Origin of the sequence: Starkeya nomas (genome assembly GCF_902703545.1) — a bacterium.
Lineage (GTDB): Bacteria > Pseudomonadota > Alphaproteobacteria > Rhizobiales > Xanthobacteraceae > Ancylobacter > Ancylobacter moscoviensis.
The window spans coordinates 346,943-371,065 of the sequence record NZ_CACSAS010000001.1 but is presented as its reverse complement, the minus strand read 5'-3'; the positions used below and the strand labels follow the sequence as shown (position 1 = coordinate 371,065).

The following is a 24,123-nucleotide window of genomic DNA, read 5'->3' as shown; positions in this document are numbered from 1 at the left end:
TGTCCGCCGTCAGCACCAATGGCACAGATTTGAGGTTGTGAATTAAGGAGGGTTGGGGCTTCGTCGTAGTGACGAAGGAACGAAGATGAAGACCCAACCCTCCTTGAAAAAATCGCCGGTAAAGGCCCCAGCTGAGCGGGTGGTGAAGGATATCCGGCGGCAGACCCGGCGGCATTTTTCGGCCGAGGACAAGATCCGTATCGTGCTGGATGGCCTGCGCGGCGAAGACAGCATTGCCGAGCTGTGCCGCAAGGAGGGCATCGCGCAGAGTCTGTATTACACCTGGTCGAAGGAGTTCATGGAAGCCGGCAAGCGCCGCTTGGCCGGTGATACCGCGCGTGCCGCGACCACCGGCGAAGTGCAGGATCTGCGGCGTGAAGCCCGTGCCTTGAAGGAATGCGTTGCCGACCTGACGCTCGAAAACCGCCTGCTCAAAAAAAGCATGATCGCGGATGGGGGCGACGGCGAATGAGGTACCCCGCATCCGAAAAGCTCGAGATCATCAGGATCGTCGAGCAGTCCCACCTGTCGGCGCGCAGGACCCTGGAGCAACTGGGCATCCCCCGCCGGACGTTCTACCGCTGGTACGATCGCTACATCGAGGGCGGGCCGGAAGCGTTGGCAGATCGGCCGTCGGCGCCGAGCCGGGTGTGGAACCGCATCCCGGCCGAGATCCACAACCAGATCATCGAGCTGGCGCTGGAACAGTCCGAGCTGAGCCCCCGGGAACTGGCCGTGCGCTTCACCGACGAAAAGCGCTACTTCGTATCGGAAGCCACGGTTTACAGGCTGCTCAAGGCCCATGATCTGATCACCAGCCCGGCCTACGTCGTGATCAAGGCTGCCGATGCGTTCCACACCAAGACCACCCGCCCGAACGAGATGTGGCAGACCGACTTCACCTACTTCAAGATCATCGGCTGGGGCTGGATGTACCTGTCGACCGTGCTCGACGACTTCTCGCGCTATATCATCGCCTGGAAGCTGTGCACCAACATGCGGGCCGAGGATGTGACCGACACGCTGGACCTCGCCCTCAAGGCTTCAGGCTGCGACAGCGCTACGGTGCTGCACAAGCCCAGGCTGCTTAGCGACAATGGCCCGAGCTACATCGCCGGCGAGCTGGCAGAATATATCGAGATCAACAAGATGAGCCACGTCCGCGGCGCCCCAATGCATCCCCAGACCCAGGGCAAGATCGAGCGCTGGCACCAGACCCTTAAGAACCGCATCCTGCTGGAGAACTACTTCCTGCCCGGTGACCTCGAGGCCCAGATCGAGGCCTTCGTCGAGCACTACAACCACCAGCGTTACCACGAGAGCCTGGACAACGTGACGCCCTCCGACGCCTACTTCGGCAGGGCTCCAGCGATCATCAAACAGCGTGAAAGGATCAAGCGACAGACCATCGAATATCGGCGCTTGCAGCACCGCAAGCTCGCCGCCTAACATCACCCCCCAGACGAGGCCCGCACTCCGCTAATTTACGCCGCGAGTTGCGCCAAATGTTCTGACGACGGACAGCGGGGCGGATATTGGACATAGGTCTTCATGAGCTTGTTGACGGCCTCATTGGCCGGCACCAGCGCCCNCAACGTGACGCCCTCCGACGCCTACTTCGGCAGGGCTCCAGCGATCATCAAACAGCGTGAAAGGATCAAGCGACAGACCATCGAATATCGGCGCTTGCAGCACCGCAAGCTCGCCGCCTAACATCACCCCCCAGACGAGGCCCGCACTCCGCTAATTTACGCCGCGAGTTGCGCCAAATGTTCTGACGACGGACAGCGGGGCGGATATTGGACATAGGTCTTCATGAGCTTGTTGACGGCCTCATTGGCCGGCACCAGCGCCCAGGTGCTCTCGGTGAAGGTCGTCATGAAGATGTCGTAACGCTCCTGCGGATCCGCCGGCAGGTCGAAAACCTGCGGAACCGTGGCGACATACTTCTCGGCACCCTTCCAGCCCAGATTGGTATCGACGGCAAGGCCGCCCGTATGGGCTCCGTCGTCACCGCGCAGGTTGAAGACATACTTGAAATTGCCGACGCGGGCGGCACCGGGCGAAAGCTCGTTCTCGGTGAAGTAGAACCACTCCTGGCGCGGATTCTTGCCCGTGCGGAACCAGACCGGGGTCACATCGTAGCTGTCGAACATGATCGGTTCGCCGGCGCGATCCTTGGTCGGCAGCGGCAGCCCCGCGAGCGAGGCGAACGAGGCCATCAGGTCGAGACCGCCGAGGATATCGTCGCTCTTGGTGCCGGCCGGCACCTTGCCGGGGAAGCGGACCATGGAAGGAACGAGGTTGCCGCCCTCGCGCACCGTGCCTTTGGTGCCGCGGAACGGTGTGTAGCCGGCATCGGGGTACACGTCCTGCCACGCGCCGTTGTCTACGGTATAGAACACCAGCGTGTTGTCGGCGAGGCCAAGCTCTTTGAGCTTCTTCAGCACATTACCGATGCGCGTATCGAGCTCGACCACTGAATCCGCATATTTGGACTTCGAGATCGACTTGCCGATGAATTCCGGTGCCGGCAGGTTCGGCTGATGGTTCTTCATGAAGTTGACGTTGATGAAGAACGGGGTTCCCTTGTTCTTGGCCGCATCGTCGAGAAATTCGAACGCGGCCTTCTCGACATATTCGTCGAGGAACGGAATGCCGACCACCCCCTGTTCCGGCGTGTTCACATACTCGCCGTTGACCTTGAAGTCCTGCGTGACGGGGCCGCCGGCATTGCCCGACAGCGAGCCCTTCGTGACTTTGTCGAACATCTCGCGAAGTTCGGGGCTCATGGCCGGGAACCACTTCGGATCGCCATAGGTATAGGCGTTGAGGTGGTACAGGAAGGCGTACTTCATCACGTCGTAGCCTTGGGCGTTCGGCAGGGCGTAGTCCGCCTCGCCAAGGTGCCACTTGCCGGTGAAGTAGGTCTTGTAGCCGCCCTGCTTCAACACCGAGGCCAGTGTCCATTCGGCGGCCGGCAGGCCGCCGCCTTGCCCCTGGAACGCGACCGTCGTCATGCCGGAACGGTTGGGGATGCGACCGGTCTGGATCGCGGCGCGGCCGGGCGTGCAGCTTGGCTGGCCGTAGAAATTGGTGAAGGTCATGCCTTCGGCAGCCAGCTCGTCGAGATTGGGCGTCGGCATGCCGCGACGCTCGCCGCCGAGATAGGTGCCGAGATCGCCCCACCCCGTGTCGTCGGAGACGATCAGCAGGATGTTGGGCTTCTTCGCCGGTGCCGTGCCCTGCGCGTGCGCGGCGCCGGTGAATGCCAGCAACGCGGTCGCGACGAGCGCCCCGAGTGACTTTTGAACAGGTAGACCCATCGGCCCCTCCTTCATTTCAATAAGGCCTTGGCCGGTTCGTACCGACCTCACTGCACGTCTCGAAAGCCGCTTCCCGTCGTTCTTCATGTCGATGAGGATCCGGCTCCAGGCCGTCGTCATGTCCAAGGCCCATCGCGCCATTCGAAGGACCAATCGCGATCGGAAGCGATCGCGTTCGACGCCCGAGACAATGTGGATGGAAACCCGGCTCCCATACGCATGGGGGCTGCCCATGCCCTCCGGCACCGGACCACTCCTCAAGTTATGGCTGACGACCGTGCTTACGGCTTCGGCTTCGGAAATATGGTCGCCCAGTCATTCTTCATGCTGATCACCTCCCATGTGCGCGCCTTTGCCTCTTCCATGAGCGACTGGCTAAATGTGCCCACCTCGGTGTCGGGCAGGCCATTGGCCGGGCCGTAGGCAAATTCGCGCGCGGCATCGTCGTGGAGCACCAGAAGACCCAGCCGGGGGCCGTCACCGGCGGTCGTCCATTCCAGCATCTGACGGTCGCCATCGGAATTGCCAAAGGCGATGATCGGACGCTTGCCGATGAACAGGTTGATGCCGATAGCCTTGCCGTCGAAATTGTCGTTGAAGAACAGCTTCGGCTCGCGCATCAGGACGGGCTTACCGTCTTTGAACTCGTACTTGGTCACGATGCTGGAACCGATGACCTGTTCGGCGGGAATACCATACACCCCATCGGAATAGGGCCGCACGAATTCCTGTCCGCCGCCGGTCACGATATAGGTGCTGAAGCCATTGGCACGCAGATAGGCCATGACTTCGAGCATGGGCTGATAGACGAGCTCCGTCACCGGTCGCTTCAGGATCGGGTTCTTCGATTTGGGCAGCCAGTCACGGACGATCTGCTCGAAATCAGCCGTGCTCATGCCGGCATGGGTGACGGCGACGATTTCAAGCCATTCCTTCTCGCTGAACTTCGAGATGGCGGCGTAGTCGCCGGCAAGGACCGACTTGAACGGCTCGGCATTCTTCCACTCGGGATGCTGGGGCGCCAGCGTGGCCACCCGGTCGAGAGCGAAGAGCGCCTGACTATAGAGAGGATGTTCGGCCCACGTCGTACCATCCTGGTCGAAGACCGCAATGCGGTCCGCCGGCACCACGAAACCGGAACCGCCCTGCGTCGTCGTCTGCCCGACCAACTCAATGATCGCCTTCTTCGCGGCGCCCTCGTTCCAGGACGGAAGAGGGTCCTGCTGAGCGAACGCCGAAAGGGGCGCGGCGGCGAGGCCGGAAATGATAATTGCGGTCGCCAGAAACGACCGTCGAGTAAAGAGATTCTCAATCAAGCGGAGCATCGAACTCTACCGGATGGGGCTGATCCGACCGGCCCACTCTCCAGAGCGGGTCGGTCGGATATCATGGCTTGTAAGGTTGGAGGCCGTCAGTCCCGCGTCGTCCCGGCCGCCTTCACCTGCTCGATGACCTGCGAAAGATTATAGCTGGCCGGAGACTGCATCGGAGGGAACTGATTGTAGGTTTCAAGTTCCTTCAGCCACAGCGCCTGACCGATCGGCAACATGTTCCAGTCATAGACATAGGCGGTGACTGGGGCGGCAAGCGCACCGCCTACGCCGGTGAGCGTCTTCACCTGGGAACCGATTGAGGTTTCGAAGGGATCGCGCTTGATGTTGACGACCTGGGTCCAGTGGTAAGGGACCGGACCCCGGGTAAATCCTGAGGGATCATCCGAGACCATCGAGAAGTACATCTTCCAGTTCTTGTAGCGAACCGCCGAAGGATCCTTGCCGGAATAGTAGAAGAACGTATCGCGGGCCGACTTTTCCGACTTGCCTTCGAGATAAGCGCGTTGGTTGGTGCCATCCAGCGTGGTCTTGACGATGCCGGGATAGGCGCCCTTCTCGATCTGCGCCTTCAGCTCGTTGCCCTTCGGGCCGCCCGCGATCTCAACCAGGGTGGGCAGCCAGTCCAGCGAGGCGAAGATGTCCGTCTTGACGGTGCCGGGCTTGATATGGCCAGGCCAGCGGACGACCATCGGCGCGCGCATGCCGCCTTCCCACGTCGAAAGCTTGCCCCCCTTGAAGGGAGTGGTGCCGCCGTCGGGGAAAGTGATGGTCTCGGCGCCATTGTCCGTCGTGAAGACGATGATCGTGTTGTCGAGCTCGCCCATCTCCTCGAGCTTCTTCATGACGTAGCCGATGTTGTCGTCCATCTGCTTCATGCCGGCTTCGTTGACACCCCAGTCCTTGCCGCCGGGCTGGCCAACCATGCCGAGATACTTTTCCGACAGCATGGTGGTGATGTGCATGCGGGCCGGATTGTACCAGACGAAGAACGGCTTGCCGGTCTCCTTGGGATTGTTGCGGTCGAGGAAGTCGATGATGTGGCTCGAAATCTCCTCGTCGACGGTCTCCGAACGCTTCAGCGTCAGCGGGCCTTCGTCCTTGCAGGTCTGTTTCGCCGCGGAACCGTCGCTGGACTTGCAGGCAATCACCGGACGCGGGGGCATCAGGCAGGTGGTGGTAGCCGGATCGACGCCGCCGGGGGTCGGGCTCAGGCCCGGAACCGGCGTGTTCTGACAAGGCGGCGCGACGGTCTGCTCGGTCGGCGTCTTGTTGATGTCCGGGAAGCTGACGCCCTGCATGGCGTCGAGGTGGTAGAGATAGCCCCAGAACTCCTGGAAACCATGCGCCGTCGGCAGGGCGTCGGTATGATCGCCAAGGTGGTTCTTGCCGAACTGTCCGGTAGAGTAGCCAAGATCGAACAGGAACTTGGCAATCGCCGGCGTGCCCGGCTTCAGGTAGGTCGGGCTTCCGGGAAGCTGCGGCATGATCATGCCGGTGCGCAGCGGATGCATTCCGGTGAAGAAGGCGTTGCGTCCGGCGGTGCAGCTCTGTTCCGCGTAGTAGTCCGTGAACAGCGCGCCTTCCTGGCCGATCCGGTCGATATTGGGCGTCTCACCGACCATCAGACCGCGATGATAGATGCTCGGCTGCATGTAGCCGATGTCATCGCCCATGATGAAGAGAATGTTGGGTCGGGCGGGCTGGGTTTGTGCCTGCGCAAGGCCCGGCGCCGTTATCCCAAGCGCGATGCCGAGCGCCGCGGCGCTCGACCTGGACCAGCCTCTTCGACGCCTCCTCGAAGCGTTTCGCGAACATGCAATTCCAAGCATCATCCCACGTCTCCTGCCTAGAAGCGGACGGCAGACCTGCCCCCCGCCGGATCACGGAAAGCGCCGGAATGATGGATCACGAGCCATGCAGCCCCGAGCACGGACATCGAACCGCTCGCTCAATTTCCCATCATTTAGGCGATTACGCTCTTTGCTTCACAAACGCATGAAGACGTGGCTGTCGCTATGCAGATTCGGCCAAGTCGCGATTTAGGAGGGCTATCCCGGCGTGCCTCGTCGCGCGTGCGGTAGACGTTGCGGCGGATGCGTTCGCGCTTGAGCAGGCTGAAGAAGCTCTCGGCGACGGCGTTGTCATGACAGTTGCCGCGACGGCTCATCGAGGGCTGCAGATCGTGGTGTTTCAGGAACGAAGCCCACTCGATGCTGGTGAACTGGCTCCCCTGGTCCGAATGCACCAGCACACGGCCCCTCGGCTTGCCTCGCCAGACGGCGGCCAGCTGTAGGGGGCCTGTTCATTCTGCAGTAGGAGGCAGGTGGGCCTAGGGGGCGGAAGCCTTTGGAGCGCAAGGGCCGGCGGGCCAATCCACAGGGGGCGCACCTTTTGCAGCGGGGCGCCATTCGCGGCCGAAATCGTCGCAATCTTTTGCAGCGGCGACCAAAACACCGACCGCCCCGATCAATATGCGCTCAAATCAACCGAGGAATGGCTGAAAGTTGCGGCTTAGGGCGTTTTCGCCTTGATGTAGATGTAGCTGACCCTGCGGTTGTGAGGTTCGGTAGGTGCGTCCCCCTCACCAGCGAACACGGCTGCCGAATGAAGCCCTGGGCAAGTGCCGCGCCAGGCAAAGGTATCGCCGGCAAAGCCGATTTTGCTGATGTCGACTGGACAGTTGACACCGAGTCGCGTCAGCGCCGCCGGATAGAAACCGACGCCGGGCGGATTGTTGTAAGTGATCCAGTCGGCCTTACCATTGATGTAGACGATTTCGACCTGACCATTCCGATAGGTGCATTTGTCGCCGTAGGTCGAGGTTTCGCAACGATCCGGCGCACCAAGAACCGCTGTCACAGCCGCCTTTGATTTCAGAATAATGCGCGGAAGGATTGAGGGTTCTGTGGCGGTGGCAGGCGCCACGCTCGCGATCAGACCAACAGAAATGGCCAATACGACTGCTCTCAAAGTTCTCTCTCTACCCATTTCACGCGCCCGATGATCCTGAAGGAGTCGCCCTCTGGAATAGCGCGCTCGGGATAGTCGCGGTTGTCTGACACCATCACAATGCGCCCCGGCTCTCTACGCAAGCGCTTAACGTAAGCCTCATTCTCGATGGTAAAGGCGTAAATCTTGTTGTCGACGACCCGCGCCCTTGCTTCAGGGGACACGTCAATAAGTAAGGGGTCGCCGTGGTGAATGGTGGGCAGCATGCTGTCGCCATCGGCTTCCATCAGCCGGGCATATTCTGCCCGCAAACCCAAGCGTTTCAATAGCTCGCTGCGCACGCTACCAGTGCCACCGGTTGGCTCTATGACAAGAGCGCCACTGCCGGCGGATGCCCGAAAGGCGAGGCGCTCGATGAGAACCGCATCAGATGTCCCCGTCGGGCGCATCTCTATGGCGGGTGCAGGTGAGCCACCTAGTAGCCACGCTGGATCACAGCCGAGCCTGACCATGGCTTCCAGCAACTCAGCATCTGGACTGCGTCTGCCCAGCTCATACCGTCCGAGGGACTGAGCGGTGATGTCGACGTCCAAATGGTTCGCCATCTCTGCAAGCGTCCAGCCACGGCTCTCGCGAAACTGCCTGATTCGCTCACCAACGTTCATGGCCACCTCGCTTCGCGAACCAAATGGCGCTTTTGCGAAAGAAACGTGCTCATCACGGCATCCGTTCGCGGAGGCAGAAAGCCAAATGAAATCAATAAACTAGTCCGAACGTCATGTAGAAGGGCCAAATAGCACGTTCGCGAAGCGCCAAACGGAGTTGACACGTCCAAATGGACGCTTAGTGTCCCTTCCCATGCCAATCGCACCCGCAACCACTGACATCCCAAAAAATCCCGCTGTGAGGCGGGAGTGGATCCGCATGCAACTGCGCCTTGCCGGGCTTTCTTGGCGAGGGCTCGCTCGTGACCTGAGCGTATCACCGCAGGCGATCCAGCAGACCGCCGCAGGTCGCCCATCGGTCCCGATCGAACGCGCCTTGGCGGCGCGCCTCGGCCTGAGTCCCCAGCAGCTCTTCCCCGAGCACTGGACCTCCGCAGGGGTCCGAATCCCGGTTGAGCGAGCGTCGCTACACAAGGCGCAACATAGCGATATCGCGAAGGCGCGCCATGGCAAAAACCATGAGGCCGCCTGACATGTCGCTGTCCCGTCGCCGCCCCATCCCGCGTTACCGCCGCCACGACGCTGCACTGATCCAGGCGCTGGTGATCGCAACCCTTCTCATCGGCTCGGCGAATGTGCTCGCCGGGCTCGCCCGGTGGTGAGCACCATGATGTACGTCATCGGTCGCCTTGAGCCTGACCACCGCTCCGGCTGCATCTACTGGAGTGGCTCCCTTACCATCGATCCCTCGCCGGCGGTCGGCGCCACCATGCTGATCGGCGAGGCCGTGAACCGGCATAGCGTGCTCGTAGTGACCGGCGCGGATATCGCGCACGGCCTCGCCATGTGGCTGAACACGTCGCCGGCGCTGAAGCGCCCGCCCGCCGCACCACTCTGGCGGGCGATGCCGCTGCCCGAGGATTTTGGGGGCGCCGCATGAGCAAGCAGATCCCCGCCTACACGCGTGGCCCCTACACCATCGAGGGCGCCCACCCGTGGTTCATCAAGTGCCAAGTCGGCGGCATTCCCGATGTCCTGGCTACGGTGGCCACTGTCACCTACCGCCCGAACGCCGTCCTGTTCCACGCGGCACCCGACATGCTCGCCGAACTTCGGCGCGATCTGGTGTTCGTCCGCGAGATCAAGCGGCTTCTCATCGCCACGAAACAGCGCGGAACGGTGCAGTTTCAGAGCGCCGAGATGCGCGAGACGGTTCTGCTGGCGACCATCGCCAAGGCGGAGGGCCGGTCGTGAATAGGCCCGCTCATGCGCCAGTCGGTTGCTTGCGCTTCGTTTCCGCCTCGACGAGACGCGAAATGGCTATTTCTGTCGCAATCCGGGTCGCCTCGGCCGAAAACTCCACCTCCGGCGCCAATGGCGCGCGCTCGGCCTGCAAGCGCTCCAGCTCGGAGCGAAGGTCATCGGCGGTTATCGTCTCCCGCACCTCCAGGATGGAAACGACGGCCCGCGCGAGCACAATCTTCCAGCTCGCGGGCATCCGTCCCATGTCGTCAAAAGCTTTGCGTTGCCGCTCTTTCAACGCGGCTGCCCGCTCTGCCGGTGTCTTGACCATTTCCCATTCCTTCGACGACTCATTGTTCGCAACCGAGAGTGTCGGGGAAGCGCGCCACCTGCGCCAGTGGTGGGGCGGCGGGGCTACCCGCATCCTCCCTCGACTTGTCAGCCGGGCGGGCGCTGCCGCGCGCCGTGTCCGCCCGGCCCTCTTTCGGGAGGGGCGCTGACATGCGCGTCGCCCTTGGCCAGCAGATTGAAGAAGTCGGCATCATCGCCCGCAGGAAGATGGGGCCGTCGCTCGCGGAGTATCGGACCCGCCGCCTAGAAGCCGTGAAACGCACACTGCTCTGGCTCCAGCGGCACGAGGATATGCTGCGTCAGCGCTGCCCCGAGATGTTCGGAGAGCGCGCATGAGCCGCCGCGATCCGTCCACCCTCGACCTGTTCGACTGGACACCCCCGGCGGTTGTCGAGCACCCCGATGAGCGCGTGCTGCGCGCCCGCACCATGCGCGAGCGTATCGCGCTTGCGGTGGCCCAGGTGCTGGATGCCAGCGACAAACCACGCGAGCAGATCGCCGACGAGATGTCCGCTTATCTCGGCGGCGAGAGCGTCTCCAAGGCGATGCTCGACAATTACGCGTCGCAGGCCAAGGACGAGCACACAATCTCGTTCGCTCGCATGGTCGCGCTCTGCGCCGTCACAGGCGATCACCGCCCGCTGCAGCTTGCACTCGACCCGCTCGACAGGGTGAGCATCGACGCCCGCTATGTCGGCGCGATCCAGGAAGCCATGGCCCGCGAGCAGATGGAGCGCCTGGAGCGCATCGCCCGCGCCGGCCGGCGCCAGTGGCGGGGGCGCGCATGAGCGAGATCGGGATCGCTATTATCGCATCGGGGCTTGGCGTGTCTAAGCGGGCCGCAGAGCTGCGCGCGGCCCGTGAAAACTGGCCCTTCCGAGTAGGGGCCGGCACTGGCCGCCCTCGTCTGTACCAAGCCGAAGCTCTACCGGACGATGTCCGCTCGCGCATCGAGGCACGGGCCGTGGTCGCCGCGAGTGCTGTTGATCAGCAGCGTCAGATCGCGACCACGGAGACCACAAATCTGACGGCGCGCCAGCGGCAGGTCATGGAGGCGCGCGCCGCCCTGTTGCTGGAGATCGACCGCCGCGTGATGATTGGCTGCATGTCGGTGACGGCGGCCGTGCGCTCGCTGGCGCACGACAGCGAGACCGGCCGGCTCGATGCCACGCTGGCGGCGGCCTGCGCCGTCGCCAACGACCGCTCCGGCGGCAAGGCCATCGTCCGGGAGCGCATCCTGTACACCTGGCGCTCGGCAAAGGCCTCGGGCGGGGTTGCCGCACTCGCGCCCCTGCTCACCAAAACGGCGCAGGACCTGCCGAAGTGGTTCCGCGATTTCATGGCGCGGTATGCCAAGCCCGGCAAGCCCACGCTCGCCCGCGTGCTTGCCAAGTGGAAAAACGACGAACCAGACCGGCCGTTGCCGTCATACCAGCAGGTGCGCCGCACGCTCGACAAGCTCGGCTCGGTGGACCGGATGCGGGGCCGCGAGGGCGCGCAGGCGCTCAAAGCGCGGCAGGCCTATACGGCCCGCGACGCCTCCGACCTCCTGCCCACGTCGGTTTATCTGGCGGATGGCAAGACCTTCGACGCCGAAATCGCGCATCCCATCCACGGCCAGCCGTTTCGGCCGGAACTGACGACGATCATCGATGCACATACGCGGCGCATCGTCGGCTGGTCGGCGGCGCTCGACGAGTCCGCCGTTGCGGTGAGCGACGCGCTACGCCTTGCCTGCGTCCATTCGGGCATTCCGGCGATTTTCTATACCGATCGCGGTCCCGGCTATGTGAACGACGCCATGGATGCCTCGCTGACCGGCCTGCTCGGCCGGCTCGGCATCACGCCGATGCGTGCCCTCCCCTACAATTCGCAAGCCAAGGGCATCGTCGAGCGGCTCAACCACGAATGGAGCCACCTCGCGCGGGATTACGCGACCTATATCTCCCGCGACATGGACCGGGAGGCCAAGAAGGCCGCGCATCAGGAAACCCGCCGCGAGCTGAAGACCAGCGGAACCTCCCGACTGCTGCCGCGCTGGGAGGATTTTCTCCGCGCCGCCGCCCACACCATTGGCGAATACAACAGCCGGCCGCATCGTGGCCTGCCGCGCATCGTCGACGCCATCACCGGCAAGCGCCGCCATATGACGCCGGATGAGGCGTGGGAAGCTGCGTTCGCGCGGGACTTCGAGGCGATCCTCGTCACGAAATCCGAGGCCGAGGATCTGTTCCGGCCGTGGGTCGTGCGCCCGACCCGTCGCGCGCTGGTTAAGTGGCTGAACAACTCCTACTTCGCGCCGGAGTTGGAGGCCTTCCACGGCGAGGATGTCATCGTCGCCTATGACATCCAGGACGCCACGCGTGTCTGGGTCCGGGCGATCGATCTTGACGCCGCCGGCGAGCGCCAGCCCGGCAAGCTGATCGCGGTCGCGGCCTTCGAAGGGCACAAGACGCGCTACGTCCCGGTCTCGGCCGAGCAGGCGGCCATGGAAAAGCGCGCCGCTGCCCGCAAGCGTCGGCTCCAGGGTCACATGGACATCGTCGAGCAGGAGCTGCGCCCGACGCTGCTGCTCGAAGGGCACGACCCGATCGACCATCTCGCCGTGTTGCACCCGCTCGCCCTCGACGATGACCGCGACATTGTCCCGGTGATCGCCGGTCCCGCCGCGAATGGCCGGCCCACATTCACCGACGACGTCCAGTTCGCCCGTTGGCTGATCGCCCATCCCGCCGCGATCACCCCCGCCGATATCCAATTCATCCGCGACGAGCTGCTCGCCTCCGCCCCGGCGCGCGAGGAACTGCGCATCGCGGGCATCGACATCGAGGCGTTGCGATCCCTCGCGCACGCCGCCGCCTGACCAGAAAGGAAACGCATTCGCCATGCGCAACGTCTTCGTCGAAACCGAGAATGTCGGCCGTTTCAACGGCGCCCTTAAGGCGCTGGAGCGTCGCGGCGCCTCGGAAAGCTGCCTCATGGTGGTCGATGGCCTGCCCGGCCTCGGCAAGACCACGACCATGCACCGCTGGTCCGCGACCAATCACGCCATCTTTCTGCGTGCCAAGCGCGACTGGGACTCGGGCTGGTTCATCGACGATCTGCTGGTCGAGATGCGCGTCGCCAAGCGTCACAGCTTCAAGGATCGCTTTCGGCAGGCGACCGAGGCGCTGGCCATCCGCCAGAGCGATTACACCATCCAGAAGCGTACCTTCGCGCTGGTGATCGACGAGGCCGACCACTTCTCGCGCTCCCAGCGCGTGATGGAGACGATCCGCGACCTCTCCGACAGCATGGACCTCGTCACCATCCTCGTCGGCATGGGGCGCATCCGCCACAACCTTACGGCGTTTCCGCAGATTTCGTCCCGCGTCGGCCAGCGTGTCGAGTTCACGCCGGCGTCCCGCGCCGATGTCGTGAAGCTGCTGGCGGAACTGAGCGAAGTGCCGGTCGATGACGCCTTCGCCGGGCTGATCCATCAGGTTTCGGGCGGGTTCACGCGCGAAATCAAGGAAACGATCGCCATCGTCGAGCGCTTCGGTCGGCGCAACGGCTACGGGCCGGACAATCCGCTGCCGCTCGCCGCGATGCGCGGACAGGTCATCGGCACCAACCGCACTACCGGCCAGCCGGTCATGGTTCCGGAGACGGTGTGATGGCGCCCGGTCTCTTGGAAGGCAACGCCACTCACCAGATCGCCGTCATGGGCGCGCTCGGGCGCGGGCTGCGCACCCTCGACGAACTGGAAGCCCATCTCCCGATGAGCCGGCGCGCTATCGTCAAGGCGTCCGGCCGGCTCGTCGAGCGCCGCTATGTCGAGCGCGAGGAGGCCGGGACCTACAGCCTGACGGCCGAGGGCACGGCACATCTTGAGGCCGGGTTGCCGATGAAGTCCGGCCCCCGAGGCCCGCACACGGGCAAGCGTGGCCCGAACCGGGACACGTTCCGCCAGCGGGCGTGGTCGGCCATGCGGCTGTCCCACCGGTTCACCCAGTCGGACATCCTGTTACTCGCTGCGACCCTGGACGATGGCAACGCAGCCGGGAACCTCCAGCGCTATGTCCATCTGCTCGTGCGCGCCGGCTACCTCGCCGTGCTGCCGGCCCGTGTCCCCGGCTCGGCTGAAACGTCGAACGGGCACCGTGTCTACCGCGTCGTGCGCGACACGGGCGAACGCGCGCCGATGTACCGCGAGAAGGCCCGCATCCTGTCCGACCTCAATACTGGGGAGGACTTCCCATGCCGGTGAAGACCTATCCCCAGCTCGACGAGCGGAGCCTCGCCCTGCTCCGCGAGGCCGTGCTCCGGCTCGGCAGTCGCGGCGCTGTGGCCGAAAAGCTCGGCTATGCGCGCACCGCTGTCTCGCAGGCGCTGAACGGTTGCTACCCAGCGGATACCGGCAAGCTCGCCGCACGCATCGTCGAGATCTTCGCCGACCATGTCGCCTGCCCGCATCTCCTGCGCGAGATCCGCGCCGGCGACTGCCGCGAGCACCGCGAACGCCCCCTCTCCACCGCCAACCGCGAAGCCATCAAGCATTGGCAGGCGTGCCGCGCCTGCCCCCTCAACCCCGTCAAGCAGGGAGACGCAGCGTGACCAGTCATCCGAAACTCCTCTCAGACCGCCTGCATGCGCTTGCTGACCATGTCGCTCCGCATTGCGCGCGCGGCTGCTACATGCCGCCGGAAACCACCAAAGAGCTGTTTGCAGCCCTCTCGCGTGCCGAGCAGGACGCCAGGACGCTCGAACGGATTGCGCGCGACAATGCGGCGCGCCGCGCCGCCGAGTTGGCGCGCGATTTTCATGACCCGGTAACGGATCGTATTATCGAGCCCGCCATCTCGCGCGACAATGTCGTCCCGCTCCGGCTCCCGCCCCGCCCGCTCTTTGGCTCGGCAGGTGCGTCATGAGCGACGAGCGTTCCGCGATCGACCCGGCAACGGTTCAGCGCGCGCTGAATATCGCCCGGCTCGCCACCAGCAATCGCCGCAGCCTCACGACGTTGAGCGTGCACGACGCGATCAACCTGGCACGGGTTGCTCTCGCGCTGGCGACCGTCGCCGAGCATGCCGCCACGCTGCTCCAGGTGTTGGAGGAAGACGCCTGCATCGGCAACGACGCGGAGGGCGCGGCGCATGACGAAAAGCTGCTCTCCGCGCAGCAGGGTCTGGCGAGCGTGCTGCTCGTTCTCGGCTTCGTTCACATCATGGAGACCCACGATGGCCAAGAAGGCTAAGACGCTCGGCGTCAATCTCCCCGTACCTCAGTCCACCGAGGAGGCCACCACCGCCATCGCGGACATCGGCGCGCTGAACCGCGAGATCGGCCGCTTCAACGCGGACGCGAATGACCGCATTGCCGAAATCAACAAGGTGCTCGCCGACAAGGTGCTGCCACTCCAGGAGCGCGTGACCGCTCTGACCGAGGGGCTGAAGGTATGGGCGGAGGCTCACCGCGCGAGCCTCACCAACGGCGGCAAGGTGAAGTTCGCCAACCTCGTCACCGGCACGATCTCGTGGCGCAACCTGCCGCCCAAGGTTTCGCTGCGCAAGGTCGATGATGTCATCACCGCCATCAAGCAGATGGGCCTCGGCAAGAAGTTCCTCCGCACCAAGGAGGAGGTCGACAAGGAGGCAATGCTCAAGGAGGCCGACAGGGCGCGCACCGTGGCGGGCGTGACCATCGGTTCGGCCGGCGAGGAGTTTATCGTCGAACCGTTCGAGGTCGACGCTCCCGGCGCGCAGGCGTGAGGTGCTGGCCATGACCGACCCGCGCCGCGCTGTCGCCCTGGTGTATGTCCTGACCCAGACGGGCGTTCACCAGGCAGGCCTCATCGATGCGGCGCATGCCTGCGGCCGCTCTCGGCGCGGTATCCGCGCCCAGGTGCGCCTGTTCGGCGCGCCCCGCCCCACCATCATCCATCCGGATCTCGTCTTCGAGGCTGAGGGAACCGCCCGCGCGCTGCGTGCCCGCGCCATCGCGCTCAGCCGAACCGCGCGCTGGCGCCATCGCTCCATGGACGAGATCGCCCTCCACCTCATCGAGAAGGACCGCTCCCAGTGATTGCGCAAGTAACCAAGCGCCCGAGTAGCTGTGTCGTCGATGTGGACCGCGTCGACGAGCCGCCGCCCGAGCTTCGCTTTGCAACCTATGCGGAGGCTGACGAGGCCGGCCGCGCCGCCGCCGCGCTGAGGCCGGGTTCATGAGCAAGCGCGCCACCGACGACGAACTGCTGCAGCTCATCCACTTCGTCAAAGCGAAGGTTGCCGGGCTACCGGCCATGGCGGGACCCGACGCGCCCCGCGACATCTATTGGGATAGCCGCGATGCCTTTCACAAGGCTGCGGCCGACCTTGTCGCCGAGCTGGTGAAAGATCCGCGCCACCGGCTGACTAAGCCTCTTAGCGGCTTCCGGCTTTCCATGGCCGGCGTCACTGCATCGTGCACCAGCGGGGAAAGCGGCCTCCTCAGCAACTGGATTGCTGCCGCCTATCGCGAACTCGACCGGAGGACGCTGACATGAGCGTGCTCCGCACCATCGAGCGATACGAGGAAGTCGCCGGCGCCGATCGGCGCCAAACGGTCGGCCCGGCACCGCAACTGGCGTGGCTGGAGATTACCAGCCTCGTCGTTGACCCAACCTATCAGCGCCCCATCACCCGCGCCGGCCGGGCCAATATCGGCAAGATCGTCGCCGAGTTCCGCTGGGCCCGGTTCTCGCCGGTGATCGTCTCGCCAGTCGAGGGCGGGCGCTACGCCATCATCGACGGCCAGCACCGCGTCACGGCGGCGGCCTCGATCGGCATCGAGAGTGTCCCGTGTCAGGTCGTGCTCGCGACACAGGGCGAACAGGCCGAGGCGTTCACGGCGATCAACGGGGCGACCACGCGGGTGACCGCGCTCGCCCTGCACCGGGCGGCGGTGGCGGCGGGCGAGCCGTCGGCCGTCGCGGTCTCGCACGTCGCCGCCAGGGCGGGCGTGAAGATCCTGGGCTATCCCGTCGCCACGCTAGACCAGGAGCCGGGGCAGACCATGGCGGTCGGCGCCATTGCCGGCGTCATTGCCCGGCATGGGGTCGATGTCGCGGTGCTGGCTCTGCGCTGCATCGTCGAGACGCCGCGCAACAACGTTCGCGGCGGCGTGCTCGCCTCGATCGTGACGGCTACCGGCCAGGTGGTGTGGGAGTTGCGCGCCGCCAAACGGAGTGATGCGGAGATCCTCGCGCTGTTCGACGACGTGCTGCTCATCCGTGAGATGGACAAAGCCAGCATGGCACGCCAGCCCGGCACGCCGATCCATGTCGCGCTGACCGCCCGGCTGCGCGCGGCCTTCCGCATGGCGGGAGGCTGACATGGTCACCCAGTATTGGATGTGGGAGCTTGTGACCGAGGAAAAGGCGGAGCTTCTGGCCGCCCTTGCCCGCCTCGCCGCCGCCGAGTCCTGGACGTATGAGGAGTTCTCCCGATCCGCGGCCCAGTACTTCGCGGCGCCGGAGAACGCCGACGCGGAGGGCGCATCATGATCGTGGTGCATCCGACGCTGCCGCTGGCGGACGGCATTGCGTTCGACGACATGACGCTGCTCGCCACCGGCGCCGCTTCGGTCATCACAGCCCGCCGCCTCCTGTGGCTTACGGAATTCTCCGCGAACGGCCGCCGCTATGGCGGGACGGTGCTCGCGGCGAGCGAGAGTGAGGCTCATGCGATTGCAGACAGTCGCGGTCTCAGCGAGGTCGTGATTGGCCTGGCGGTGGCAGTTGGGGAGATCGACCCATGAGGCCGCCGCTCCTTCCTTTTGGCGGCAGCTCGGTCATGTCGTCCCGGCATGAACCCGCCGACAGTCTCGACTTCTTTCCGACGCCGCCCTGGGCGACGCGAGCCTTCGTGCAGCACGTCGCCCTGCCTGTGCTCGGCGTCCTTCCCGAAACTGACGTCGTATGTGAGCCGGCCTGCGGCGAGGGCCACATGGCCGAGCCGCTGCGCGAGACCTTCACCTTCGTCGATGCCAGCGATATTCACCCGTATGGCTATGGGGATGTCGCCGACTTCCTCGAAACTGGAGCCGATGGGCTGGATTGGGTGTTCACCAATCCGCCCTTCAACCTCGGTGTCGAGTTCGCGCGCCGCGCAATCACCACCACGGCTAGCGGTGTCGGGCTGCTCGTTCGCACCGCTTGGCTCCATACCGACGAGCGGTACAAGCTCTTCGTCGAGCATCCGCCCTTCGTCATCGCCTACTACGCCGAGCGCGTGCCGATGCACCGCGGGCGCTGGGAGCCGGAAGGCTCGACCGCCACAGACTATTGCTGGGTCTGCTGGGTCCATGACGCCGAGCCGCGAGCGCCCATGTGGATCCCGCCCGGCCAGCGGAAGCTGCTGACCCGCCGAGACGACGCCGCGCGCTTTGCCAAGCCGGCTGACCTGCCGCTGTTCGGGGGCAATGCATGATGCCCCGCGCTCGCGACCAGCACCCCGATATGCCGCCGCTGCTCGCACTTGAGCTGCACGGGCGCATCGGTGGGTTGATCCGTGAGCGTCACGACCTCCTCAAGCAGATGTCCCGCATGGCACCCCGTTGCCGGCGCCGCCTCGATGCCGAGCGCGCCGTCGCGGCCCTCACCCGACAAATCCTCGCCGCCGAGATCTCGCTCGGCCCGGCCGTCAAGAAGGACCGGAAGTCATGAGCACCGCCATCCTGCCTTCCCAGCTCAAGCGCATCCACATGCTGCGCCGTCAGGCTGGCCTCGACGATGGCGACTACCGGGCGTTGCTTCGGCGCGTCACCGGCAAGGGCTCAGCCAAGGACCTGTCGCCGGCCGAGGCCGACGCCGTGCTGCGCCATCTCGGCGTTGCTCCCGTGACAACCAGTTCGGCGGGCCGGGCAGATGGCCCCTATGCCGGTATTCTGCGCGCGCTCTGGTTCGACGCCTACCAGCTCGCGATCGTCCGCTCGTCCGCCGACACGGCGATGATCGGCTGGGTACAGCGTCAGACGCGGGTGAGCCATACGCGGTTTCTGACGGAGCCGGAACAGGCCCGGCCGGCCATCGAGGGGTTGAAGAAGTGGATCGCCCGCGAGGCCGGCGTCGAATGGCCGGCCGGCAAGGGCGACGTGATCGGCGCCAAGCGCGCCGTGGCCCTGGCGCAGTTCGAGCGGCTTGTCGCTATCGGCGCGTGGAAGCAATTCGCCGCGCACCGGCCCGATCACCTCGATCTCGCCGCCTATGCATATGCCCGCCGCATCGGCCCGAATGCCTTCGAGCATTACAGCGAGGCGCACTGGGATCGGCTGATCCAGAAGCTCGGCATCTGGCTGCGCGGCGCCGTCAAGGCGAGGGCCGCAGCATGAAGGCGCTCACTCTTGAGGATCTCTCTCGCGAGGAGCTGCTCGCCTGGATCAAGGCGAGCCGTCCGTGGCGTATCCGTCAGGTGGATCTGCTGTCCGTCCGGCACACCACGCTTTGTGCGAAGTCGGAGGCCGCATTAAGAAAATGGCTCGATGCGTGTAGCGCCGAGACGCGGGCGTTTCAGGCGTGGCTTGCGCACGGCGAGCCCCGCGAGAGAAATCGGCTGGAGCTCATTTACCTCAACCTGAAGGACGAAGCGCAGAAGGCGGAGCGCGCGAGCAAGCGCGCCGACCGCGAACAGAAGGCGTGCTGGGCGGCGATGGAAGCCGAATGGTCGAGGGATCGCGAATGAGCGACGGCCGCTACACCCTCGTGAAATCCGGCATGTACAAGACGCTGCGCGAGGTCACGGAATATTGCGGCATGGACGCGGCCACCGAGCTTGTGCGGGTCTTTGGCGGCACGCGTCTCTGGATCCCGCTGCGCTGGACGCCGGAGCATGCGCTCAATCGGATCGGCGAGAAACATGCGCGTCGGCTCATCGACGTGTTCGGTAATTCGTCGCTGGACGTGCCTCGCCGCCTCTTGACGACGGACGGGCTTGCGACTGTGATCGACCAGCTCACCGCCGAGGGTTATGAACAGAGCGTGATCGCGCGGCTGGTCGGCTGCTCGCAGCGCACGGTGAGCCGGCTGCAATGCGCGCCTCGACCGCTAGGCAAGGGCAAGCACAATCGCGGCAAGGTGGACCCTCGCCAGATTGATATCGAAGACCTGCTGAAATAGCCCGACTGGGACATTGTCCCATCAGATCGCTGGAGAGCCAGAGGCAAGGTCGGCCCCGACCCATTTCGGAGCCGAACCAAATGCGCACCGCCGTTTCCATCGTCCGTGAAGTCGCGCCGGGTGCGGCGCCCGCCCTCGTTACTGCACTATCCCGCGCTTCGGAGCTTAAGGCGGCCGGTCTCACCACGCCGCTGCGGCTGGCGCATTTTCTCGCGCAAATTGCGGTCGAGACCCAGAATTTCTCTCAGTTGCGGGAGAGCGGGAGGTACACCGCCAAGCGCATCGTCGAGGTGTTCGGCGTCGGCAAGCACTCCGCAGCAATCCCTCAGGCTGAAGCAGCCAAGCTCGCGGGGAACGAATACGCCCTCTTCGAGCGCGTGTATGGCGTTGGAAATGCCAAAAAGGCCAAGACCCTCGGCAACGTGTATCCGGGCGACGGCTACAAGTTTCGCGGCGGCGGCGCGATGCATACGACCGGCCGCCGAGCGTATGCAGCGATCGGCCTTGAGGCCAACCCGGATTTGATCGTCACGGCCGAGCACTGCTTGCGCGCCGCGTTGGCTTATTGGGCGGAAAACGGCTGCAACCACCTTGCCGACATCAACGATGCTCGCAGCCTCACCAAGCGGATCAATGGCGGCTACAATGCTTATGACCGGCGTGTCTCCTGGTTCAATCGCCTCTGGGAACTGCTTCGCGCGGATGAAGATGCGCCCGAGTCCTGGGCGGCCGCGCAGGCCAGCCCGCACACGCGCCTTCTCCAGGAGAGGCTCGTGCAGCTCGGCTATGACATCAAGATCGATGGCCGCTACGGCCCGAAGACGACGGCGGCCATCGTCGCATTCCAGAAGGCAAACGGGGTCAAGGCGGACGGCATCGCCGGCGACGTCACCCTCGCCGCGATCGAGGCGCGTATCAATGAGACGGCACCGGCGATTGGTTCGCCTGCCGTGCCCGAGCCGCCCAGCGCCGCGAAGCCCGCCGCGACGGGCCTCTCCGTCGTCGCTGTAGCCGAGGGCGGACAGAAGCTCGTCGACCAGGCCGGCCTGCTGAAGGAATACTCCAGCCTCTCCGACTGGGTCGGCTATGGCGCCATGTTCTTGACCGCGATTGGCGTCACCATCGTCGCGGTCGGCGTCATCCGCACCTATGTCATCCCGGCCCTCTGGCCGGCCACAGCGCCGGTGCCAGCATGATCGACTGGCTGATGGTCTACGGCATCGGCTGGCAGTGGTGGGCGGCGTTGGCGCTGCCCACCGTCGTCGTCGCGACCCTCCTGCTCATCCGTGTCGTCGGCCTCTCCCGCGCACTCCAGATCGGTGTCGGGCTCGGTGCTGCCCTTGGCGCGGCCATCATGCTCCGCCGTTCCCGCCAGCAGGGGTGGCGGGAACACCAGGCCAAACTCGACCAAGACAATGCGGTGGCCGCCGCCAGCTACAGGGACAAAGAAAATGAGATCGGTGGTCTTTCCGATGGCGCTCTGCGCGAGCGTGGCGCTCGCTGGGTGCGTGACGGTCCGTCAAACAAGCCCTGACGCCTGGTGCCAGACGAACCGACCCTGGCGACCACAAACCATGGCTGAGATGATGGCCATGTCGGACGAGAGCGTTCGCAACATGGTGGCGCATAACGAGTTCGGCGAGCAGCACTGCGGCTGGAAGCCGTGAAGGGGTAACAGCATGAGCGACGATATCCACGAGCGGCTTGCCCGCGTTGAAACGACCTTGGCCAGTGTCGTCACGACGCAAGGGCACCAGAATGTCATGCTGGAAAAAATCGACAGCAAGCTCGACAAGCAGGACGAGCGCCTGCGCAACATCGAGACGCGCTCCGCCACCTTTGCCACCGTGGCGGCCGCTGCCGTGTCGGTCGGCACCAGCCTGATCGTCGCGAAGCTGACGGGTAAGGCGTGATCCCGCCATGGCGCATGATGACGGCAAGAAACGGGACGTCCGCCGCAAATACGTGGTGGAGCGCCAGTCGCTCGGCACGCTCGCCTTGCTCGTCGGCGTACCGGAATCCACGCTGCGTCGCTGGAAGCGCGACGCCCGCGACGCCGGTGACGATTGGGACGCGGCGCGCGCCGCGACGACGCTCGCCGGTGAGGGCCGCGATGCGCTGATCGCCGGTGTCATCGACGACTATGTCATCCAGCATCAGGCGACCATCGACGATCTGAAAGTCAAGAGCGATATCGCGCCGGGCGAAAAGGCCAAGATCCTCGCCAGCCTCGCCGACAGCTTCAACAAGACGATTTCCGCCGCAGGCCGGCTGTCGCCGCAGATTTCGCAGCTCGGCGTCGCCATGAAGGTGCTGGAGCTGCTTGGCGACTACATCGCGCAGCAGCATCCCGAGCATGTCATGGCCTTCGTCGAGATTATCGAGCCGTTTGGTGAGACGTTACAGGATACGCTCAAGTGATCAGCGTCCCGAAGATCGAGGCGGACCTCTCGCCTCGTCAGTTTCGCGACGAGTTGGCGAAGTTCACTGCGGCGTACCGGGCTCGCGTCGAGCTGGAATGCGAGGCATTTCCGGTCGACCCGGCGGCGCGGAAGGCCCGCCGGGCGAATGTGCTCGATCCTGTCACCGGCTTCCGGTACTTCGCAGAGACCTATTTCCCGCACTACCTGACCAAGGCACCGTCACTCCTCCATCTGCATCTGTTCGCGGATCTTCCCCGCATCGCATCCGCCGGCGGCGGCGCGCGTGAGGTCACGATCGCGCCGCGCGGCGCGGCGAAATCCACGCTGATCTCGCTCATCTATCCGATCTGGCGAGCACTCATCGGGCGTTCGCGCTACGCCATCATCGCGATGGACAGCTACGCCCAGGCCGCGCTGCTGATCGAGGCGATCAAGACTGAGCTGGAGGAAAATCCGCGCCTTATCATGGATTTCCCCGAGATCGCCGGCCAGGGGCGCGTCTGGCGCGAAGGTGAGATCGTCCTCAAGAACAACGTCATGATCCAGGGCGTGGGCGGCGGCATGAAGCTGCGCGGCCGCCGCCATGGTCCTCATCGCCCCGACCTGGTCGTGCTCGACGACATCGAGAATGACGAGAATGTCCGCTCGCCCGAGCAGCGCGACAAGCTGGAGAGCTGGGTGCTGAAAGCCGTGCTCAAGCTCGGCCCGGCGGATGGCTCGCTCGATCTCCTGCACATCGGCACCGTGGTGCACTGGGACGCGGTGATCCTGCGCAACGCGGCGCGGCCAGGCTGGCGCAAGCACCACTTCAAGGCGCTGATGACGATGCCCAGCGACATGAAGCTGTGGGACCGCTTCGAGGAAATCCTCCGCAACGACGGCGAGGATCAGGCGCGCGAGTTCTATGAGCAGAACCGGGTCTGGATGGACGAGGGCGCGGTGCTGAACTGGCCGGCCATGCAGACACTGCTCCAGCTCATGAAAGAGCGGGTCGAAAGTCCCAGCGCCTTCGCCAGCGAGCAGCAGGGTGTGCCTACGCCGGAGAACGCGCCGTTTCAGAAGCTGCACTATTTCGTCATGGCGAGCCGGCAGTGGCTGCATTTCGGCGCGGTGGATCCGTCCCTCGGCAAGTCCGGCAAGGGCCGAGATCCATCCGCTATACTGGTCGGCGCGCTCGATCGCACGGGATCCTCGCCCGTGCTGTGTGTGGTCGAGGCCTCGATCCGCAAGCGCCTGCCCGACGTCATCATCGCCGACACCATCGCCCTGCAGCGCGAATATCAGTGCCAGCTCTGGGCGGTAGAGACGGTGCAGTTTCAGGAATTCCTGCGCACCACGCTGATGGCGGAGGCACTGCGGCAGGGCGTCATGCTGCCGGCCCTACCGGTAGATCAGATCGCCGACAAGACCCTGCGCATCGAGCGGCTGCAGCCACACACCTCGGTCGGCTCGATCCGCTTCAACGCGGCTCATTCCACGCTGCTCCAGCAGCTCCAGCAATTTCCATTCGCCGACCATGACGACGGCCCTGACGCGCTGGAAATGCTGTGGAGCCTCGCCATCCGCTACGGCGCCGGCGCCGCCGGCTCGGTCGGCTCGATGCGGGGCGGCTCGGTCGGCAACCACAACACCATGGGAGGCTATCGGCTGTCATGAGCAAGCGATCCCGCCGCCGCGCCACCAGCGCTCCGGCCGCCTTCG

General features: G+C 64.8%; 34 protein-coding genes and 2 pseudogenes. 29 read left to right on the top strand and 7 right to left on the bottom strand.

The genetic code is table 11. The annotated features are described in order from the left end of the window. Window positions 1-85: 85 nt before the first annotated feature. Window positions 86-1,449, top strand: a protein-coding gene (locus STARVERO_RS01865; RefSeq protein ID WP_159597716.1) for an IS3 family transposase whose coding sequence is annotated in 2 segments (ribosomal slippage) — window positions 86-433 and window positions 436-1,449 — 1,362 coding nt in all. Because the reading frame shifts where the segments join, the coding sequence is not laid out codon by codon here. 326 nt (window positions 1,450-1,775) lie between these two features. Here STARVERO_RS01865 and STARVERO_RS01860 read toward each other — a convergent pair. The 6 genes and pseudogenes from STARVERO_RS01860 to STARVERO_RS01835 form a co-directional block, all read right to left on the bottom strand. After that, window positions 1,776-3,326 (bottom strand): annotated as a pseudogene (locus tag STARVERO_RS01860) (arylsulfatase); the annotation flags it as partial. 281 nt (window positions 3,327-3,607) lie between these two features. Beyond that, a complete protein-coding gene (locus tag STARVERO_RS01855) occupies window positions 3,608-4,651 on the bottom strand; it encodes an HAD family hydrolase (RefSeq protein WP_159597715.1) in 1,044 nt (347 codons plus the stop codon). Window positions 4,652-4,737: 86 nt separating this feature from the next. Continuing rightward, window positions 4,738-6,333, bottom strand: coding sequence for an arylsulfatase (locus tag STARVERO_RS01850; protein ID WP_244616492.1), 1,596 nt, complete (start codon window positions 6,331-6,333; stop codon window positions 4,738-4,740). A 377-nt stretch (window positions 6,334-6,710) separates the two neighbouring features. Further along, a pseudogene (locus STARVERO_RS01845) lies at window positions 6,711-6,947 on the bottom strand (DDE-type integrase/transposase/recombinase); the annotation flags it as partial. Window positions 6,948-7,171: 224 nt separating this feature from the next. Then, a complete protein-coding gene (locus STARVERO_RS01840; protein ID WP_159597714.1) occupies window positions 7,172-7,615 on the bottom strand; it encodes a hypothetical protein in 444 nt (147 codons plus the stop codon). 11 nt (window positions 7,616-7,626) lie between these two features. Then, window positions 7,627-8,274 (bottom strand): XRE family transcriptional regulator, encoded by a 648-nt coding sequence (locus tag STARVERO_RS01835; protein ID WP_159597713.1) that lies wholly within the window; start codon window positions 8,272-8,274, stop codon window positions 7,627-7,629. A gap of 259 nt (window positions 8,275-8,533) precedes the next feature. Between STARVERO_RS01835 and STARVERO_RS01830 the strand changes: the two genes are divergently transcribed. Genes STARVERO_RS01830 through STARVERO_RS01820 form a run of 4 tightly spaced genes read left to right on the top strand, consistent with a single transcriptional unit; the run spans window position 8,534 to window position 9,528 of the window. Then, complete coding sequence (locus tag STARVERO_RS01830) at window positions 8,534-8,806, top strand: helix-turn-helix domain-containing protein (protein WP_159597712.1); 273 nt, start codon at window positions 8,534-8,536, stop codon at window positions 8,804-8,806. A gap of 1 nt (window position 8,807) precedes the next feature. Continuing rightward, window positions 8,808-8,936 (top strand): hypothetical protein, encoded by a 129-nt coding sequence (locus tag STARVERO_RS23645; protein ID WP_280178109.1) that lies wholly within the window; start codon window positions 8,808-8,810, stop codon window positions 8,934-8,936. Window positions 8,937-8,941: 5 nt separating this feature from the next. Then, complete coding sequence (locus tag STARVERO_RS01825; protein WP_159597711.1) at window positions 8,942-9,214, top strand: hypothetical protein; 273 nt, start codon at window positions 8,942-8,944, stop codon at window positions 9,212-9,214. After that, on the top strand, window positions 9,211-9,528 hold the full coding sequence (locus STARVERO_RS01820; protein WP_159597710.1) for a hypothetical protein: 318 nt from the start codon (window positions 9,211-9,213) through the stop codon (window positions 9,526-9,528). The genes STARVERO_RS01825 and STARVERO_RS01820 overlap by 4 nt, the downstream gene beginning before the upstream one ends. Window positions 9,529-9,538: 10 nt before the next feature. Here STARVERO_RS01820 and STARVERO_RS01815 read toward each other — a convergent pair whose 3' ends face one another. After that, entirely contained in the window at window positions 9,539-9,847 is a 309-nt protein-coding gene (locus STARVERO_RS01815) for a hypothetical protein (protein ID WP_159597709.1), read from the bottom strand. 170 nt (window positions 9,848-10,017) lie between these two features. Here STARVERO_RS01815 and STARVERO_RS01810 point away from each other — a divergent pair, with 170 nt between their 5' ends. The 24 genes from STARVERO_RS01810 to terL all read left to right on the top strand — a co-directional run bounded on the left by STARVERO_RS01810 (window position 10,018) and on the right by terL (window position 24,078). After that, window positions 10,018-10,203, top strand: a complete 186-nt coding sequence (locus STARVERO_RS01810) for a hypothetical protein (protein WP_159597708.1) — start codon at window positions 10,018-10,020, stop codon at window positions 10,201-10,203. Further along, window positions 10,200-10,655: a DNA transposition protein gene (locus STARVERO_RS01805; protein ID WP_159597707.1), complete on the top strand. Its 456-nt coding sequence runs from the start codon at window positions 10,200-10,202 to the stop codon at window positions 10,653-10,655. Before STARVERO_RS01810 ends, STARVERO_RS01805 begins: the two co-directional genes overlap by 4 nt. Continuing rightward, the gene (locus tag STARVERO_RS01800; RefSeq protein WP_159597706.1) at window positions 10,637-12,730 is read left to right on the top strand and encodes a Mu transposase C-terminal domain-containing protein; all 2,094 of its coding nucleotides are present in this window, start codon (window positions 10,637-10,639) and stop codon (window positions 12,728-12,730) included. Before STARVERO_RS01805 ends, STARVERO_RS01800 begins: the two co-directional genes overlap by 19 nt. 22 nt (window positions 12,731-12,752) lie before the next feature. Continuing rightward, entirely contained in the window at window positions 12,753-13,523 is a 771-nt protein-coding gene (locus STARVERO_RS01795; protein ID WP_159597705.1) for an AAA family ATPase, read from the top strand. Then, window positions 13,523-14,116, top strand: coding sequence for a hypothetical protein (locus STARVERO_RS01790; protein ID WP_159597704.1), 594 nt, complete (start codon window positions 13,523-13,525; stop codon window positions 14,114-14,116). Before STARVERO_RS01795 ends, STARVERO_RS01790 begins: the two co-directional genes overlap by 1 nt. Next, window positions 14,107-14,463, top strand: a complete 357-nt coding sequence (locus STARVERO_RS01785) for a hypothetical protein (protein ID WP_159597703.1) — start codon at window positions 14,107-14,109, stop codon at window positions 14,461-14,463. The genes STARVERO_RS01790 and STARVERO_RS01785 overlap by 10 nt, the downstream gene beginning before the upstream one ends. Further along, window positions 14,460-14,777 (top strand): hypothetical protein, encoded by a 318-nt coding sequence (locus STARVERO_RS01780; protein WP_159597702.1) that lies wholly within the window; start codon window positions 14,460-14,462, stop codon window positions 14,775-14,777. The genes STARVERO_RS01785 and STARVERO_RS01780 overlap by 4 nt, the downstream gene beginning before the upstream one ends. After that, on the top strand, window positions 14,774-15,103 hold the full coding sequence (locus STARVERO_RS01775) for a hypothetical protein (RefSeq protein ID WP_159597701.1): 330 nt from the start codon (window positions 14,774-14,776) through the stop codon (window positions 15,101-15,103). Before STARVERO_RS01780 ends, STARVERO_RS01775 begins: the two co-directional genes overlap by 4 nt. Beyond that, window positions 15,087-15,617, top strand: coding sequence for a host-nuclease inhibitor Gam family protein (locus tag STARVERO_RS01770; RefSeq protein ID WP_159597700.1), 531 nt, complete (start codon window positions 15,087-15,089; stop codon window positions 15,615-15,617). Before STARVERO_RS01775 ends, STARVERO_RS01770 begins: the two co-directional genes overlap by 17 nt. A gap of 10 nt (window positions 15,618-15,627) precedes the next feature. Beyond that, window positions 15,628-15,930 (top strand): hypothetical protein, encoded by a 303-nt coding sequence (locus STARVERO_RS01765; protein ID WP_159597699.1) that lies wholly within the window; start codon window positions 15,628-15,630, stop codon window positions 15,928-15,930. A gap of 139 nt (window positions 15,931-16,069) precedes the next feature. Continuing rightward, entirely contained in the window at window positions 16,070-16,390 is a 321-nt protein-coding gene (locus STARVERO_RS01760; RefSeq protein WP_159597698.1) for a hypothetical protein, read from the top strand. After that, window positions 16,387-17,217 (top strand): DUF6551 family protein, encoded by an 831-nt coding sequence (locus STARVERO_RS01755; protein ID WP_159597697.1) that lies wholly within the window; start codon window positions 16,387-16,389, stop codon window positions 17,215-17,217. Before STARVERO_RS01760 ends, STARVERO_RS01755 begins: the two co-directional genes overlap by 4 nt. A 1-nt stretch (window position 17,218) precedes the next feature. Further along, window positions 17,219-17,389 carry a hypothetical protein gene (locus STARVERO_RS01750; RefSeq protein WP_159597696.1) on the top strand — a complete coding sequence of 57 codons (171 nt, stop codon included), beginning with the start codon at window positions 17,219-17,221 and terminating at the stop codon, window positions 17,387-17,389. Beyond that, the gene (locus STARVERO_RS01745; protein WP_159597695.1) at window positions 17,386-17,643 is read left to right on the top strand and encodes a hypothetical protein; all 258 of its coding nucleotides are present in this window, start codon (window positions 17,386-17,388) and stop codon (window positions 17,641-17,643) included. The genes STARVERO_RS01750 and STARVERO_RS01745 overlap by 4 nt, the downstream gene beginning before the upstream one ends. Next, complete coding sequence (locus tag STARVERO_RS01740; protein ID WP_159597694.1) at window positions 17,640-18,314, top strand: hypothetical protein; 675 nt, start codon at window positions 17,640-17,642, stop codon at window positions 18,312-18,314. The genes STARVERO_RS01745 and STARVERO_RS01740 overlap by 4 nt, the downstream gene beginning before the upstream one ends. Window positions 18,315-18,343: 29 nt before the next feature. Continuing rightward, complete coding sequence (locus STARVERO_RS01735; RefSeq protein WP_159597693.1) at window positions 18,344-18,550, top strand: hypothetical protein; 207 nt, start codon at window positions 18,344-18,346, stop codon at window positions 18,548-18,550. Continuing rightward, entirely contained in the window at window positions 18,547-19,215 is a 669-nt protein-coding gene (locus tag STARVERO_RS01730) for a regulatory protein GemA (RefSeq protein WP_159597692.1), read from the top strand. Before STARVERO_RS01735 ends, STARVERO_RS01730 begins: the two co-directional genes overlap by 4 nt. Next, window positions 19,212-19,565, top strand: coding sequence for a hypothetical protein (locus STARVERO_RS01725; RefSeq protein ID WP_159597691.1), 354 nt, complete (start codon window positions 19,212-19,214; stop codon window positions 19,563-19,565). Before STARVERO_RS01730 ends, STARVERO_RS01725 begins: the two co-directional genes overlap by 4 nt. Beyond that, entirely contained in the window at window positions 19,562-19,999 is a 438-nt protein-coding gene (locus STARVERO_RS01720) for a hypothetical protein (RefSeq protein WP_159597690.1), read from the top strand. The genes STARVERO_RS01725 and STARVERO_RS01720 overlap by 4 nt, the downstream gene beginning before the upstream one ends. Window positions 20,000-20,079: 80 nt before the next feature. Next, entirely contained in the window at window positions 20,080-21,195 is a 1,116-nt protein-coding gene (locus tag STARVERO_RS01715; RefSeq protein ID WP_159597689.1) for a peptidoglycan-binding protein, read from the top strand. Then, on the top strand, window positions 21,192-21,533 hold the full coding sequence (locus STARVERO_RS01710) for a hypothetical protein (protein ID WP_159597688.1): 342 nt from the start codon (window positions 21,192-21,194) through the stop codon (window positions 21,531-21,533). The genes STARVERO_RS01715 and STARVERO_RS01710 overlap by 4 nt, the downstream gene beginning before the upstream one ends. 145 nt (window positions 21,534-21,678) lie before the next feature. Then, window positions 21,679-21,912, top strand: coding sequence for a hypothetical protein (locus STARVERO_RS01705; RefSeq protein ID WP_159597687.1), 234 nt, complete (start codon window positions 21,679-21,681; stop codon window positions 21,910-21,912). A gap of 7 nt (window positions 21,913-21,919) precedes the next feature. Next, a complete protein-coding gene (locus STARVERO_RS01700; protein ID WP_159597686.1) occupies window positions 21,920-22,420 on the top strand; it encodes a DUF1804 family protein in 501 nt (166 codons plus the stop codon). Next, window positions 22,417-24,078: a phage terminase large subunit gene (terL, locus tag STARVERO_RS01695; RefSeq protein ID WP_159597685.1), complete on the top strand. Its 1,662-nt coding sequence runs from the start codon at window positions 22,417-22,419 to the stop codon at window positions 24,076-24,078. The genes STARVERO_RS01700 and terL overlap by 4 nt, the downstream gene beginning before the upstream one ends. Window positions 24,079-24,123: the final 45 nt, after the last annotated feature.